The organism is Geodermatophilus bullaregiensis (assembly GCF_016907675.1).
Lineage (GTDB): Bacteria > Actinomycetota > Actinomycetes > Mycobacteriales > Geodermatophilaceae > Geodermatophilus > Geodermatophilus bullaregiensis.
The window spans coordinates 553,684-567,766 of the sequence record NZ_JAFBCJ010000001.1 but is presented as its reverse complement, the minus strand read 5'-3'; the positions used below and the strand labels follow the sequence as shown (position 1 = coordinate 567,766).

The 14,083-nt window shown below is 75.2% G+C and carries 13 protein-coding genes; 9 read left to right on the top strand and 4 right to left on the bottom strand.

Translation table 11 applies throughout. The features are described from left to right. Positions 1-4 precede the first annotated feature (4 nt). From JOD57_RS26640 to JOD57_RS02555, 3 genes are read right to left on the bottom strand one after another with little or no spacing between them, the layout of a single operon-like run. On the bottom strand, positions 5-676 hold the full coding sequence (locus JOD57_RS26640) for a class I SAM-dependent methyltransferase (protein ID WP_204690469.1): 672 nt from the start codon (positions 674-676) through the stop codon (positions 5-7). A 46-nt stretch (positions 677-722) separates the two neighbouring features. Further along, on the bottom strand, positions 723-1,442 hold the full coding sequence (locus tag JOD57_RS02560; RefSeq protein ID WP_204690468.1) for a peptidylprolyl isomerase: 720 nt from the start codon (positions 1,440-1,442) through the stop codon (positions 723-725). Then, a complete protein-coding gene (locus tag JOD57_RS02555) occupies positions 1,439-2,278 on the bottom strand; it encodes a peptidylprolyl isomerase (protein ID WP_204690467.1) in 840 nt (279 codons plus the stop codon). The genes JOD57_RS02560 and JOD57_RS02555 overlap by 4 nt, the downstream gene beginning before the upstream one ends. A 169-nt stretch (positions 2,279-2,447) precedes the next feature. Between JOD57_RS02555 and JOD57_RS02550 the strand changes: the two genes are divergently transcribed. From JOD57_RS02550 to JOD57_RS02530, 5 genes are all read left to right on the top strand, one after another. Continuing rightward, positions 2,448-3,134, top strand: a complete 687-nt coding sequence (locus JOD57_RS02550; RefSeq protein WP_204690466.1) for an MBL fold metallo-hydrolase — start codon at positions 2,448-2,450, stop codon at positions 3,132-3,134. Continuing rightward, positions 3,131-4,393 carry a histidine--tRNA ligase gene (gene hisS / locus JOD57_RS02545; protein ID WP_204690465.1) on the top strand — a complete coding sequence of 421 codons (1,263 nt, stop codon included), beginning with the start codon at positions 3,131-3,133 and terminating at the stop codon, positions 4,391-4,393. Before JOD57_RS02550 ends, hisS begins: the two co-directional genes overlap by 4 nt. Further along, positions 4,393-5,373: an aldo/keto reductase gene (locus JOD57_RS02540; RefSeq protein WP_204690464.1), complete on the top strand. Its 981-nt coding sequence runs from the start codon at positions 4,393-4,395 to the stop codon at positions 5,371-5,373. Before hisS ends, JOD57_RS02540 begins: the two co-directional genes overlap by 1 nt. Positions 5,374-5,406: 33 nt before the next feature. Next, positions 5,407-7,164, top strand: coding sequence for an aspartate--tRNA ligase (gene aspS, locus JOD57_RS02535; RefSeq protein ID WP_204690463.1), 1,758 nt, complete (start codon positions 5,407-5,409; stop codon positions 7,162-7,164). Positions 7,165-7,352: 188 nt separating this feature from the next. Next, complete coding sequence (locus tag JOD57_RS02530) at positions 7,353-8,231, top strand: type IV toxin-antitoxin system AbiEi family antitoxin (RefSeq protein WP_204690462.1); 879 nt, start codon at positions 7,353-7,355, stop codon at positions 8,229-8,231. 25 nt (positions 8,232-8,256) lie between these two features. On the opposite strand, the gene JOD57_RS02525 is transcribed toward JOD57_RS02530, so the two are convergent. Next, positions 8,257-9,114 (bottom strand): aldo/keto reductase, encoded by an 858-nt coding sequence (locus JOD57_RS02525; RefSeq protein WP_204690461.1) that lies wholly within the window; start codon positions 9,112-9,114, stop codon positions 8,257-8,259. A gap of 36 nt (positions 9,115-9,150) precedes the next feature. Between JOD57_RS02525 and JOD57_RS02520 the strand changes: the two genes are divergently transcribed. The 4 genes from JOD57_RS02520 to alaS all read left to right on the top strand — a co-directional run bounded on the left by JOD57_RS02520 (position 9,151) and on the right by alaS (position 14,083). Beyond that, a complete protein-coding gene (locus JOD57_RS02520) occupies positions 9,151-10,488 on the top strand; it encodes a replication-associated recombination protein A (RefSeq protein ID WP_204690460.1) in 1,338 nt (445 codons plus the stop codon). Between the two features lie 91 nt (positions 10,489-10,579). After that, complete coding sequence (locus JOD57_RS02515; protein WP_204690459.1) at positions 10,580-11,017, top strand: DUF948 domain-containing protein; 438 nt, start codon at positions 10,580-10,582, stop codon at positions 11,015-11,017. Next, entirely contained in the window at positions 11,017-11,331 is a 315-nt protein-coding gene (locus JOD57_RS02510; protein WP_204690458.1) for a hypothetical protein, read from the top strand. Before JOD57_RS02515 ends, JOD57_RS02510 begins: the two co-directional genes overlap by 1 nt. 64 nt (positions 11,332-11,395) lie before the next feature. Next, complete coding sequence (gene alaS / locus JOD57_RS02505; RefSeq protein ID WP_204690457.1) at positions 11,396-14,083, top strand: alanine--tRNA ligase; 2,688 nt, start codon at positions 11,396-11,398, stop codon at positions 14,081-14,083.

Genomic DNA, 14,083 nt, shown 5'->3' with positions numbered 1-14,083 from the left:
CGGCTCAGCGGGCGGTGGCGACCACGGCGTAGAGCGGGTCGCCGACGCCGGGCTCGGTGCGCAGCTCGACCACCGGCTCGGTGAACCGGCCGGTGCGGCGGACCAGCTCGGCGACGATCGTGCCGTGCTGGGCGTCGTCGGTGAGCAGCCAGCCGCGGACGGCCTTGGTGGGGAAGCAGCGGTCGGAGAAGGTGACGGCCAGCGTCCCGCCCGGCCGCAGCACCCGCCCGACCTCGGCGAGCACCTCGATCGGCCGGGTCAGGTAGTCGATCGACACGCAGCAGACGGCGGCGTCGACGTCGTCGTCGGGCAGCGGCAGCCGCGGGTCGGCGTTGAGGTCGTGCACGACCCGCTCGGTGGCGGCCGGGTTGGCGGCCAGCTCGTCGGCGTTCATGCCGAGCACCACGAGCTCGGCCGGCGGCGTGCGGAAGTGCGAGACCCAGGAGGACATCAGGTCGAGCACCCGGCGCGGTGCGCGCGCCGACCCGTCGATGCCCAGCTCGGCGTACAGGTCGCCGACGGCGGCGGTCGCGGCGTCGTCGATGTGCGTGACCAGCCGCGGCGGGCCGTAGAAGTCGGCGTCGGGCCGCTCGTCGTCGCGGGCGAAGAAGCCGGGTGGGAAGCCGGTGTAGGGGTCGTGGTGGTCGGCGCGGTCGGGAGCGGGGTCGGCGGACACCGCACCCAGTCTGCACCGGCGGGACCGCCGGCCAGCGGAGCGGCCCTCAGCCCACCGGGACCACCGCGGTGATCGTCACCGGGACGGTCGGTGCGCCGCCGCCGGGGCTGGGGTCGAGCGAGCCGTCGTTGCCGTTGGCCGCGACGACGTCCAGGACGGCCAGCCCGGCGTCGTCCACCGTGCCGACGACGGTGTAGTCCGGCGGCAGCAGGCTGTCGCCCCAGACGAGGAAGAACTGGCTGCCGTCGAGGCCCTGCCCGCTGTTGGCCATCGCGACGGTGCCGCGCCGGTAGGTCTCCGAGCCGTCGACGTCGGTGGGGAAGGCGTAGGTCGGCCCGCCGGCGCCGGTGCCGGTGGGGTCGCCGCACTGCAGGACCTGCAGGCCCTCGCTGTCGACCTCGCGGTGGCACGGGGAGTCGTCGAAGAACCCCTCCTCGGCCAGGTGCAGCGTGCTCGCCGCCGCGCAGGGGGCACCGGCCCGGTCGAGGGTCAGCGTGAGCTCGCCGAGCGTGGTGGTCACCCGCAGCGCCGCGGTGCCCTCCGCGGGGACCTCCTCCGGCGGCGGGGCGACCTCCACGGCGTAGGGGTTGCCCGACCGGGCGGCCACCCAGTCGCAGGTCGCCGTCTCCGCCTGCCCGCCGCTGCCGGCCGCGGCGTCCCCGGCGGCGTCCCCCTCGGAGGCCGCCGGGCCGGCCGCGGTGCCGCCGCACGCGGCCAGCGACAGCAGCACCCCGGCCAGCGCGGCGGCCGACGCCCGGCGGGTCACGCGACGACGGTCATCGAGGTGATGGTCACCGGCACGTTCGGCGCACCGCCGCCGGGGCTCGGCTCGAAGGAGCCGTCGTTGCCCGCCGCGGCGATCGTGTCGAGCACCGCGAGCCCGGTCTCGTCCACCGTGCCGACGACCGTGTAGTCGGGCGGCAGCTGCGAGTCGGTGAAGACGAGGAAGAACTGGCTGGCGGTGGAGCCGGGCGCCCCGCTGTTGGCCATGGCGATCGTGCCGCGGGGGTAGGTGGTCTCGGGCGTGACCTCCTCCGCGTAGGTGTAGGAGGGGCCGCCGGAGCCGGTGCCGGACGGGTCGCCGCACTGCAGCACGCCGAAGGTGGGCTGGTTGACCTCGCGGTGGCAGATCGTCCCGTCGAAGAACTGCTGCGAGGCCAGGTGGGTGAAGCTGGCCGCGGCGCACGGCGCCTTCGCGCGGTCGAGGGTGAGCGGGATGTCGCCCTGGCTGGTGCTCATCAGCACCGGGACGGTGCCCGTGGCCGGCGTCGAGGCGGGGTCGGGCGGCGTGCCGACGTCGACCAGGTCGGTGTTCCCCGAGGTGTCGGGCGCGTAGGTGCAGGTGACCGTGCCGTCGGCGTTCGTCGTCGCCGGGGCGGCGGTGGCCGCGGCGCTGCTGCTGGCGGCGGCGTCGGCGCCCGGGTCGTCCTCGCCCCCGAGGCCGGCCACCAGGGCCACCGCCCCGGCCACGAGCACGACGGCGACGACGGTCACCACGACGAGCAGGTTGCGGCGGCGCCTGCGGGCCAGCTCGGCACGCCGCTCGAGCTGCTTCTGCAGGCGGCGCTGCGCGGCAACCCGGCGCTGCTTGTTGGTCGGCACGGGTCGGACACTCCTCGGACGGACGGCTGCTCGGCGGGGCGTCGGGCCGCTGCGGCTCCCGGCCGCGCCGCGGTGCCCCGCTGGTCGGCCGCGAGTCTAGGTGCGCTCCCTGAGCGGCCCCGGTCGCCGGACCGGAGGGGCGCGAGGATCACCCGCGTAACCTGCACGGGTGCTCATCCGCTCGTTCCCGGCCGGCGCCTTCGGCACCAACTGCTACGCCGTCGCCTCCGGGCCCCGCTCGGAGTGCGTCGTGGTCGACCCGGGCATGGACGCGGTGGAGCCGCTGGCGCGGATGCTGGCCGACGACGGCCTCAAGCCCGTCGCCGTCGTGCTGACGCACGGCCACCTCGACCACACCTTCTCCGTCCTGCCGGTGTGCGACGGCTACGACGTCCCGGCCTACCTGCACCCGGACGACCTCGGCATGCTCAGCGACCCCGCGCGCTGGCACGGCCCGGCGCTGGCCCCGCTGATCACCGGCGTGCGGCTGCCCGACCCGTCGGAGGTGCGCCCGCTCGACGACGGCGCCGTCCTGTCGCTGGCCGGGGTGGAGCTGACGGTGCGGCACGCGCCGGGGCACACGCGGGGCTCGGTCGTGTTCTCCCTCGACCTCGGCGAGGCGCCCGGGCTGCTGGCCGGTGACGTGCTCTTCGCGGGCTCGGTGGGCCGCGTCGACCTGCCCGGCGGCTCCTGGGAGGCGATGCTGACCTCGCTGCGCGACGTCGTCCTGCCGCTGGCCGACGAGACGGTGGTGCTGCCCGGCCACGGCCCGGCGACGACGATCGGCCGGGAGCGGGCGACCAACCCCTACCTCGCCGAGGCCGGCGCGGCGGCGCCGGGGGGGCGCGGGCTGTGAGCGGTCTGACCGCGCCGAAGGGGACCTTCGACGTCCTGCCGCCGGAGTCGGCGCGCTTCCTCGCCGTCCGCGACGCGCTCACCGCGCCGCTGCGGCGGGCCGGGTACGGCTACGTCGAGACGCCGGTGTTCGAGGAGACCGCCGTCTTCAGCCGCGGGGTGGGGGAGTCCACCGACGTCGTGACGAAGGAGATGTACACCTTCGACGACCGCGGCGGCCGCTCGCTGACGCTGCGCCCGGAGCTCACCGCCGGGCTGGTGCGGGCCTTCATCGAGCACCGGCTGCACACCGGCGCGCTGCCGGTGAAGCTGTGGACGGTCGGCTCGGCGTTCCGCTACGAGCGCCCGCAGGCCGGCCGCTACCGGCACTTCACCCAGGTCGACATGGAGGCCCTCGGCGTCGACGACCCGGCGCTGGACGCCGAGGTCGTGGCGCTGTGCGTGCAGGGGTACCGCGACCTCGGGCTGACCGACTTCGAACTGCTGCTCACCTCGCTGGGCGACGCGACCTGCCGGCCGCAGTACCGCGAGCTGCTGGTCGAGTACCTGGCGGAGCTGGACCTCGACGAGGAGACCCGGCGCCGCGCGGAGATCAACCCGCTGCGCGTGCTCGACGACAAGCGGCCGGAGGTGCAGGCCCAGCTCGACGACGCCCCGCTGATGGTCGACCACCTCTCGGACTCGACGAGGGCGCACTACGACGCCGTCCGCCAGCACCTCACCGACCTCGGCGTCGCCTGGGCCGAGGCGCCCCGCCTGGTGCGCGGGCTGGACTACTACACGAAGACGACGTTCGAGGTCGTGCACCGCGGCCTGGGCGCGCAGTCGGCGATCGGGGGCGGAGGCCGCTTCGACGGCCTCTCGGCCGCACTCGGCGGGCCCGACGTCTCCGGCATCGGCTACGCCGTCGGCGTCGACCGGACGCTGCTGGCGGTGCAGGCCGAGGGGCTCGACGTCGCGGCCCCGGCCGGGGTGCAGGCGTTCGTCGTCCCGCTGGGCGCCGAGGCCAAGCGGCTGGCGGTGACGCTCGTGGGGCGGCTGCGCGCGATCGGGATCGCGGCCGACACCGTCTACGGCGACCGCGGGCTCAAGGGCGCGATGCGGGCCGCCGAGCGGTCGGGTGCCTCGCACGCGGTCGTCGTCGGCGACCGCGACCTGGCCGAGGGCGTCGGCCAGCTCAAGGACCTGCGCACCGGGGACCAGCGCGCCGTCCCGGTGGGCGACCTGTTCGAGGCGCTGCGGACGGCGGTGACGGGTTGATGGAGCAGAGGCCCCTCGGGCGGACCGGCGCGGAGGTCTCCGTCGTCGGCCTGGGCACGTGGCAGCTGGGCGGGGACTGGGGCGACGTCGACGAGCAGACCGCCGGCGAGGTGCTCGCCGCGGCGCTGGACTCCGGGGTGACGCTGCTCGACACCGCCGACGTCTACGGCGACGGGCGGTCGGAGGAGCGGATCCGCAAGGCCCTGGCCGACCGGGGCGCGCGGCCGTTCGTCGCGACCAAGGCCGGCCGGCGCGCCGACCCCTTCGAGGCGGCGTCCTTCACGCCGGAGGACCTGCGGGCCTGGGTCGACCGGTCGCGGCGCAACCTCGGCGTGGACACCCTCGACCTCGTGCAGCTGCACTGCCCGCCGCCCGCCGTCTACTCGGACCGGCGGGTGTACGACGCGCTGGACTCCCTCGTGGCGGACGGCGCGATCGCGGCCTACGGCGTGTCGGTGGAGACCGTCGCCGAGGGGCTGACCGCGCTGCAGCACCCGGGCGTGCAGACGATCCAGGTGATCCTCAACGTGTTCCGCCGCAAGCCGCTGGAGGAGCTGCTGCCCGCGGCCGCCGCGGCCGGCGTCGGGGTCCTGGCGCGGGTGCCGCTGGCCAGCGGCCTGCTGTCGGGCAGGTACACCGAGTCGACGACGTTCGCCGCCGACGACCACCGGAACTTCAACCGCAACGGCGAGGCCTTCGACGTCGGCGAGACCTTCGCCGGCGTGCCCTACGACGTCGGTGTGGCCGCGGCGCGGGAGTTCGTGGCGATCTGCGGCGACCGCACGCCCAGCGCCGTCGCGCTGCGCTGGGTCATCCAGCAGCCCGGCGTCACCTGCGTCATCCCCGGTGCCCGCTCCGTCGAGCAGGCCCGCGGCAACGCCGCGGCCGCGGACCTCCCGCCGCTGACCGACGCCGAGCTCGCCGACCTCGAGCGGCTCTACGACGAGCGCATCCGCGAGCACGTGCACGACCGCTGGTGAGCCGACCACCCCCCGACCCCGAGAGGCCCTCCTTTGCTCCGCACCCATGACGCCGGCACCCTGCGCGCCTCCGACGCCGGCTCCACGGTGACCCTCGCCGGCTGGGTGGCCCGCCGGCGCGACCACGGCGGCGTCGTCTTCGTCGACCTGCGCGACGCCTCCGGCTACGTCCAGGTCGTCGTCCGGGAGGAGGAGGCGCACGCCCTCCGCAACGAGTTCTGCGTGCAGGTCACCGGCGAGGTCCGGCAGCGCCCGGCCGGCAACGAGAACCCCGAGCTGCCCACCGGCGCGATCGAGGTGGCCGCGGCCGCGCTGACCGTGCTGTCGACCGCCGCGCCGCTGCCGTTCCCGATCGAGACCGACGCCGCCGCCTCCGACGACGTCCGCTACCGGTACCGCTACCTCGACCTGCGCCGGCAGGGCCCGGCCCGGGTGCTGCGGCTGCGCAGCGAGGTCAACCGGATCGCCCGCGGGGTCATGGCGCGGCACGGCTTCGTCGAGGTGGAGACGCCGACGCTGACCCGCTCGACGCCCGAGGGGGCCCGCGACTTCGTCGTCCCGGTGCGGCTGCAGCCGGGGAAGTGGTACGCGCTGCCGCAGTCGCCGCAGCTGTTCAAGCAGCTGCTGATGATCAGCGGCCTGGAGCGCTACTACCAGATCGCCCGCTGCTTCCGGGACGAGGACTTCCGCGCCGACCGGCAGCCGGAGTTCACCCAGCTGGACTTCGAGATGAGCTTCGTCGAGCGCGACGACGTGCTCGCCGTCGCCGAGGACGTCGTCGGCACGCTGTGGCGGGAGCTGGCCTCCTACGAGGTGCCCGAGATCCCGCGGATGACCTACCGCGAGGCGATGGACCGGTTCGGGTCGGACAAGCCCGACCTGCGGTTCGGCATCGAGCTCACCGAGCTGACCTCCTACTTCGCCGACACGCCGTTCCGCGTGTTCCAGGCGCCCTACGTCGGCGCGGTGGTCATGCCCGGCGGCGGGTCGCAGCCGCGGCGGGCGTTCGACGCCTGGCAGGACTGGGCGCGCTCCCGGGGCTCGCGCGGGCTGGCCTACGTGACCATCGCCGAGGACGGCACCCTCGGCGGGCCGGTGGCCAAGAACATCTCCGAGGCCGAGCGGTCCGGCCTGGTCCAGGCCGTCGGCGCGCAGCCGGGGGACTGCGTCTTCTTCGCCGCGGGCACCCGCCGGACCTCGCAGGAGCTGCTCGGCGCGGCCCGCAACGAGATCGCCCGGCGGCTGGAGCTCATCGAGCCCGGCTCCTGGTCCTTCCTGTTCGTCGTCGACTTCCCGATGTTCGAGCAGACCGAGGACGGCGACTGGACCTTCATGCACCACCCGTTCACCTCGCCCACCCCGGAGTGGCGGGAGCGGTTCCCCGAGGACAGGGGCGCGGCGCTGTCGGACGCCTACGACCTGGTGTGCAACGGCAACGAGCTGATGAGCGGCTCGGTCCGCATCCACGACGCCGCGCTGCAGGAGCGGGTGTTCGAGACCCTCGGGATGTCGCGCGAGGAGGCCCGGGAGCGGTTCGGCTTCTTCCTCGAGGCGTTCGCCTACGGCCCGCCGCCGCACGCCGGTGCCGCCCTGGGCTGGGACCGGCTGACCGCGCTGCTGGCCGGGGTCGACTCGATCCGCGAGGTCATCTCCTTCCCCAAGACCGGTGCCGGCTACGACCCGCTGACCGGTGCGCCGACGCCGATCACCGAGGCGCAGCGCAAGGAGGCCGGCATCGACACGGTGGCCGACGAGCCGCCGCTGCCGGGCCCCACCGACCCGACCGGCTGAGGGCGTCGCCTGCCTGCCTGCCCAGTTGATCATCGGGTCGTTACCGCTGACACGCGCCGACGCGCCGGCGCGAGCGGCAAGGACCCGATGATCATCTCCGAGGCGGCGGTCGGTCCACAGGCGTCGCCTCGTCCACAACCGGCCGCCACGGCCCGACCGGTGCCCGGGTCGACGGCACGGTCCCGGACGTGGACGACGTCGAACTCCCGCTGGTCTACACGTGGGTGCAGGCGCGGAGGGCCGGAGCGCGCCGCCGGCAGGTGGCTGCCGACGGGCACCGGCTGACGCGGGGCCTGTACCTCTCCCGGGCCGCGGACGACGGGCTGGCCACCCGCTGCAGTGCCTGGACCCGTCTGCTGCCACCGGACGCGGCCTTCGGCCTCGGCACCGCAGCGGCCCTGCTCGGGGCGGGGACTGACCCTCCACCTGAGGTCGAGGTCGTCCTGCGGCCCCGGCCGGTGCTCCCGCAGCGACGCGGGCTCGCGGTGCACGTCCGCGACCTGCGCGCGGAGGACGTGGTGGAGGCCGGCGGCCTGCGCGTCACCTCCGGTGCCCAGACCTTCCTCGACCTCGCCGCCCGCCTCCCGCCGGCCGAGCTCGTGGCGACGGGGGACGCACTCCTCCGCGCGGGCGCCCTGGACGCGGCCTCCCTGCAGCGGCGTCTCACCAGGGCCGGTCGGGTCCGCGGTGTGGTCAGCGCCCGGACCTGCGCGGGGTTGCTGTCGCCCGGTGCCGTGTCCCGGCCGGAGAGCCTGCTGCGGTACTGGCTGACCACCGGCGACCTGCCCGCGCCCGAGGTGCAGGTGCCGGTCCTCGACCGCCGGGGCCGGGTCGTCGCGCACGCCGACCTCGGTTACGCGCGGTACCGGGTGGCCGTCGAGTACGAGGGGCGGCACCACGCCGACGTCGGCCAGTTCGGCCGGGACGTCGACCGGTACTCGCTCATGGCCGCGGACGGGTGGCTGGTGCTGCGGTTCGCCGGACGGCACCTGGCGGGTCCGGCCGCCGTGGTCGGGCGCACGCGGCGGGCGCTGCTCAGCCGGGGATGGCGGCCGACGAGCCGATGACCGACGCGACGGCAACGCAGCTGTGTCAGGCGTCCAGGCGGGAGAGCTGGTCGGGGGTCAGCTGCAGGTCCGCGGCAGCGGCGGAGTCCTGGATGGACGCCGGCCGCGACGCCCCCGGGATCGGCACCACGACGTCGGCCTGCGCGAGGTGCCAGGCCAGCGTCACCCGGTACACCGACACGCCGAGCTCGTCGGCCACCTCCGCGAAGGCCGGCGCGGTCGACGGCAGCGACCCGGCCGCGCTCACCCCGCCGAACGGGCTCCACGGCAGGAACGCCAGCCCGTGCGCGGCGCAGTGCGCCACCTCGTCGGCCGAGAACCGCCAGCCCGGCGAGAACTGGTTCTGCACGCTCACCAGCGCCCGGCCGACGATCGACCGGGCGACGTCGATCTGCGCGACGTCGGCGTTGGAGACGCCGACCATCTGCACCAGGCCGTCGTCGGCGAGCTGCCGCAGCGCGCCCATCGAGTCCTCCCACGGCGTGTCCGGGTCGGGCCGGTGGAACTGGTAGAGCCCGACCGAGTCGACGCCGAGCCGCCGCAGCGAGGCCTCGCACGCCTGCCGCAGGTGGGACGGCGACCCGTCGAGCAGCCAGTCGCTGCCGCGCCGCGTGTGCCCGCCCTTGGTCGCCACCAGCACGTCGCGGGCACCGTCGCCGTAGGCCGCCAGCGCCTCGGCCACCAGCGACTCGTTGTGGCCGAACTCCGACTCGTCGTGGGCGTAGGCGTCGGCGGTGTCGACGAGCGTCACGCCGGCGTCGAGCGCGGCGTGCACGGTGGCGATCGCGTCCTCCCGGGAGGGTCGGTCGGTCTTGCTGGAGAGGGGCATCGCGCCCAGACCGATGGCACTGACGGGCACGTCCCCGATGCGTCGCTGCTGCACGGGAGGTGTCGTGCCCCGCGGGTAGCGTCGGCAAGCGTGACCAGCCTGTTCGACGACCCGGCGCCGGACGACGGCCCCGCCGGCGTCGACCCGGGCGCGCCGCTGGCGGTGCGCGTGCGGCCCCGCTCGCTCGACGAGGTGGTCGGCCAGTCGCACCTGCTCGGCCCCCGTGCGCCGCTGCGCCGGCTGGTCGAGGGCGACGAGCCGATGTCGCTGGTCCTCCACGGCCCGCCCGGCACCGGCAAGACGACGCTCGCGCACGTCATCTCGCTGGCCACCAAGCGCCAGTTCGTGCAGCTGTCGGCGCTCGACGCCGGGGTCAAGGAGGTCCGCGCGGTCATCGCGAGCGCCAAGCGCGAGCTGACCTACGCCGGCCGGCGCACGGTGCTGTTCATCGACGAGGTGCACCGGTTCTCCAAGACGCAGCAGGACAGCCTGCTGTCCGCGGTCGAGGACCGGATCGTCAGCCTGATCGCCGCCACCACCGAGAACCCGTTCTTCTCCGTGGTCAGCCCGCTGCTGTCCCGCAGCCTGGTGCTGGCCCTGCAGCCGCTGTCCGACGACGACGTCCGCACGCTGCTGCGCCGCGCACTGACCAGCGACCGCGGCCTGGACGGCGCGGTGACCCTCACCGGGGAGGCCGAGGACCACCTGGTCCGCATCGCGGGCGGGGACGGGCGCAAGTCGCTCACGGCGCTGGAGTCCGGCGCCGGGGCGGCGCTGGCGGCCGGGCAGACGGTGATCGACCTCGCCACGCTGGAGACGGCGGTCGCCCAGGCCGCGGTGCGCTACGACCGGCAGGGCGACCAGCACTACGACGTCGCCAGCGCGCTGATCAAGTCCATCCGCGGCAGCGACGTCGACGCCGCGCTGCACTACCTGGCGCGCATGGTCGAGGCGGGGGAGGACCCCCGTTTCATCGCCCGCCGCCTGGTCATCGCCGCCAGCGAGGACATCGGCATGGCCGACCCCACGGCGCTGCTCACCGCGGTCGCCGCCGCCGACGCGGTCGCCTTCATCGGCATGCCGGAGGGCCACTTCCCGCTGGCGCAGGCCGTCGTCCACCTGGCCACCGCGCCGAAGTCCAACGCCGTCACCACGGCCATGGGCGAGTCCGTCGCCGACGTGCGCGCCGGGCTGGCCGGCCCGGTGCCCGCGGGCCTGCGCGACGCCCACTACGCGGGGGCGAGGAAGCTCGGCCACGGCGGCACCTACGTGTACCCGCACGCCCACCCCGACGGCGTGGTGCCGCAGCAGTACCCGCCGGACGCCCTGGTCGGGCGGGACTACTACCGGCCCACCAACCGCGGCGCCGAGGCGACGATCGGGGCGCGGCTGGCGAAGCTGCGCGCCATCGTCCGCCGCTCCCGGTGACGGATCGGCCCGCGACTACTGTGACCACGCCGGGGCGGGGCGACCACCCCGGACAGCGACGAGCAAGCCGACGAGCAAGAGGAGACGCCGCGTGTCCGCAGGAGAGTGGGCCGGACTGATCGCCGCCCTGGCGCTGGTGCTGCTGGTGGTGCTGCTCGCCGTCCCGTTGCTCAAGCTGGGGCGCACCCTCGACGAGGCCACGCTGACCATCCGGCAGACGCGGGAGCAGAGCGGGCCGATCCTCAGCCAGGCGCAGACGACGGTGGCCCACGTCAACAGCAACCTCGAGCGGGTCGACGACATCACCGGCAACGCGGCCAACGTGTCGAGCAACGTCGCGGCGCTGACCAGCGTCGTCGCCGCCACCGTCGGCAGCCCGCTGATCAAGGTCGCCGCCTTCAGCTACGGCGTGCGCAGCGCGACGAAGAAGCGCCGCGAGGGGCAGGCGATCGCCGAGGCCGCCGCCCGTGACAAGGCCTCGCGCCGCGAGCGCCGCGGTGCCCGTCGCGATGCCCGGCGGGCCGCCTGATGCGCCGGCTGTTCTGGCTGGCCATGGGCATCACCATCGGTGCCCTCGTCGTCCGCAAGCTGTCCCGCGCCGCCGAGCGGATGACGCCCGCCGGCATCGGCGCCTCGATCGCCGACGGGCTGCGCGACCTCGCCGACGCCATCGGCGACTTCGGTGCCGACGTGCGCGCCGCGGCGGCGGTGCGCGAGGAGGAGCTGCGCAGCGGCACCGGCCTCGACGCACCGCTGCCCGAGCGCGACCAGGTCCAGCTGCCCGGACGGCAGCTGCCCGGTCGCCAGCTGCCCGGTCGCGGGGCCCACGCCGCCGACCGCTGACCTCCCGGCGGCGGCGCGCCTCTCCGCGCACCGCCGCCACCCCTCGCAGGAGACCCGAGTCCAGATGCAGACCGCCGAGATCCGCCGCCGCTTCCTGCAGCACTTCGAGCAGCGTGGGCACACCGTCGTCCCCAGCGCGTCGCTGGTGTCGCCGGACCCCTCGCTGCTGTTCACCGTCGCCGGCATGGTGCCGTTCATCCCGTACCTGACCGGCCGCGAGCCGGCTCCGTTCCCGCGGGCCACCAGCGTGCAGAAGTGCGTGCGCACCCTCGACATCGAGGAGGTGGGCAAGACCACCCGCCACGGCACGTTCTTCCAGATGAACGGCAACTTCTCCTTCGGCGACTACTTCAAGGACGGCGCGATCCGGCACGCCTGGGAGCTGGTGACCGGGCCGCTGGCCGAGGGCGGGCTCGGCTTCGACCCCGACCGCATCTGGGTGACCGTCTACCTCGACGACGACGAGGCCGCCGACGCCTGGCACCGCATCGCCGGGCTGCCCGTCGAGCGGATCCAGCGGCTGGGCAAGAAGGACAACTACTGGCACACCGGCGCCGACGGTCCGGGCGGCCCCTGCTCGGAGATCTACTTCGACCGGGGCCCGGAGTTCGGCCCGGACGGCGGCCCGCTGGTCGACACCGCCGGCGACCGGTTCCTCGAGATCTGGAACCTCGTCTTCATGCAGTACGAGCTCACCGACGTCCGGAGCAAGGAGGACTTCCGGGTCGTCGGTGAGCTGCCGAAGAAGAACATCGACACCGGCATGGGCATGGAGCGGGTCGCCTTCCTGCTCCAGGGTGTCGACAACATGTACGAGATCGACGAGGTCGCGCCGGTGCTGCGCCGCGGCGCCGAGCTCGCCGGCGTCACCTACGGCAAGGACCACGAGGCCGACGTCCGGCTGCGCGTGGTGGCCGACCACGTCCGCAGCGGGCTGATGCTCATCGGCGACGGCGTCACCCCCGGCAACGAGGGCCGCGGCTACATCCTGCGCCGCCTGCTGCGCCGCGCCGTCCGCTCGATGAAGCTGCTCGGCGTCGACACCGCCACCCTGCCCGAGCTGCTGCCGGTCTCCCGCGACGCGATGAGCGGCAGCTACCCGGAGCTGGCGACCGACTTCGAGCGCATCTCCGCGGTCGCCTACGCCGAGGAGGAGGCCTTCCGCCGCACGCTGACCTCCGGGACGGCGCTGTTCGACACCGCCGTGGCCCAGGCCAAGGCCGCCGGCACCCCGGCGCTGTCGGGCGAGCAGGCCTTCTCCCTGCACGACACCTACGGCTTCCCGATCGACGTCACCCTCGAGATGGCCGCCGAGCAGGACGTGACCGTCGACGAGGCCGGTTTCCGGGCGCTCATGCAGCAGCAGCGCGACCGCGCCCGCGCCGACGCCCGCGCCAAGCGCACCGGCTCGGTCGACGTCCTGGCCTACCGGCGGCTGCTGGCCGAGCACGGCCCGACCGACTGGCGCGCCTACGACACCCTGCGCACCGACTCCCGCGTGCTCGGGCTGGTGGCCGAGCTCGACGGCGAGGACGGCGGCCCGGCCGAGGCCGGCGCCGGCGAGGTCGTGCGCGTGGTGCTCGACCGCACGCCGTTCTACGCCGAGTCCGGCGGCCAGGTCGCCGACGCCGGCAGCCTGACCTGGGACGGCGGCCGCGCCGAGGTGCTCGACGTCCAGCGCCCGGTCAAGGGCCTGGTGGTGCACCAGGTGCGGGTGCTCGAGGGGGCGCTGGGCCAGGGCGCCGAGCTCACCGCCGAGGTCGACCGCGAGTGGCGGCTGTCGGCCTGCCAGGCGCACTCGGGCACCCACGTGGTGCACGCAGCGCTGCGCCAGGTGCTCGGCCCGCAGGCGCTGCAGTCGGGCTCCTACAACCGGCCCGGCTACCTGCGGCTGGACTTCGCCTGGCAGGGTGCGCTCAGCGCGCAGCAGCGCTCCGACATCGAGGACGTCGCCAACGCCGCGGTGCGCGCCGACCACCGGGTCCGCGCCTCCTTCATGACGCTGCCGGAGGCCCGGGCCATCGGCGCGCTGGCGCTGTTCGGCGAGACCTACGGCGAGCAGGTGCGCGTCGTCGAGATCGGCGGCCCCTGGTCGCGCGAGCTCTGCGGCGGCACGCACGTGGCCGGCAGCGCGCAGGTCGGCACGCTGGCGCTGACCGGGGAGTCCTCGGTCGGCGCGGGCTCGCGCCGCGTGGAGGCCGTCGTCGGGCTGGAGGGGTTCCGCTACCTCGCCCGCGAGCGCGACCTGGTCCGCCAGCTCGGCGAGCTGCTCAAGTCACCGACCGACGGCCTGCTCGACCGGGTGGGCGGCATCGTGTCCCGGCTCCGCGAGGTCGACCGCGAGATCGCCGAGCTGCGCGCCCAGCAGTCCCAGGCCGCGGCCGGCCAGCTGGCCGCGCAGGCGCGTGACGTCGGCGGGGTCGCCGTGGTCGCGGGGTCGCCGTCCGGGCTGTCGGGGGGTGACCTGCGCACGCTCGCCCTCGACGTCCGCGGGCGTCTCGGGGACCGCCCGGGAGTCGTCTTGCTCGCCTCGGAGTCGGGGGGCAAGGTGGCTCTCGTCGCGGCGCTCAACCCCGCCGCGCAGCAGCGCGGCCTGTCGGCGAACGACGTGCTGCGCGCCGCGGCCGGCCCGGTCGGTGGCCGCGGCGGTGGCAAGACCGACGTCGCCCAGGGCGGCGGTACGGACCCGGGCGGCATCCCCGCCGCCCTCCAGGCGGGTGAACAGGCGGTCGCGACCGCCGCAGGGAGGTGA

Coding starts and splice junctions, on each gene's coding strand:
- JOD57_RS02540 (WP_204690464.1), top strand. CDS start 4,393: ATGGAGCAGAGGCCCCTCGGGCGGACCGGCGCGGAGGTCTCCGTCGTC.
- JOD57_RS02510 (WP_204690458.1), top strand. CDS start 11,017: ATGCGCCGGCTGTTCTGGCTGGCCATGGGCATCACCATCGGTGCCCTC.
- alaS (WP_204690457.1), top strand. CDS start 11,396: ATGCAGACCGCCGAGATCCGCCGCCGCTTCCTGCAGCACTTCGAGCAG.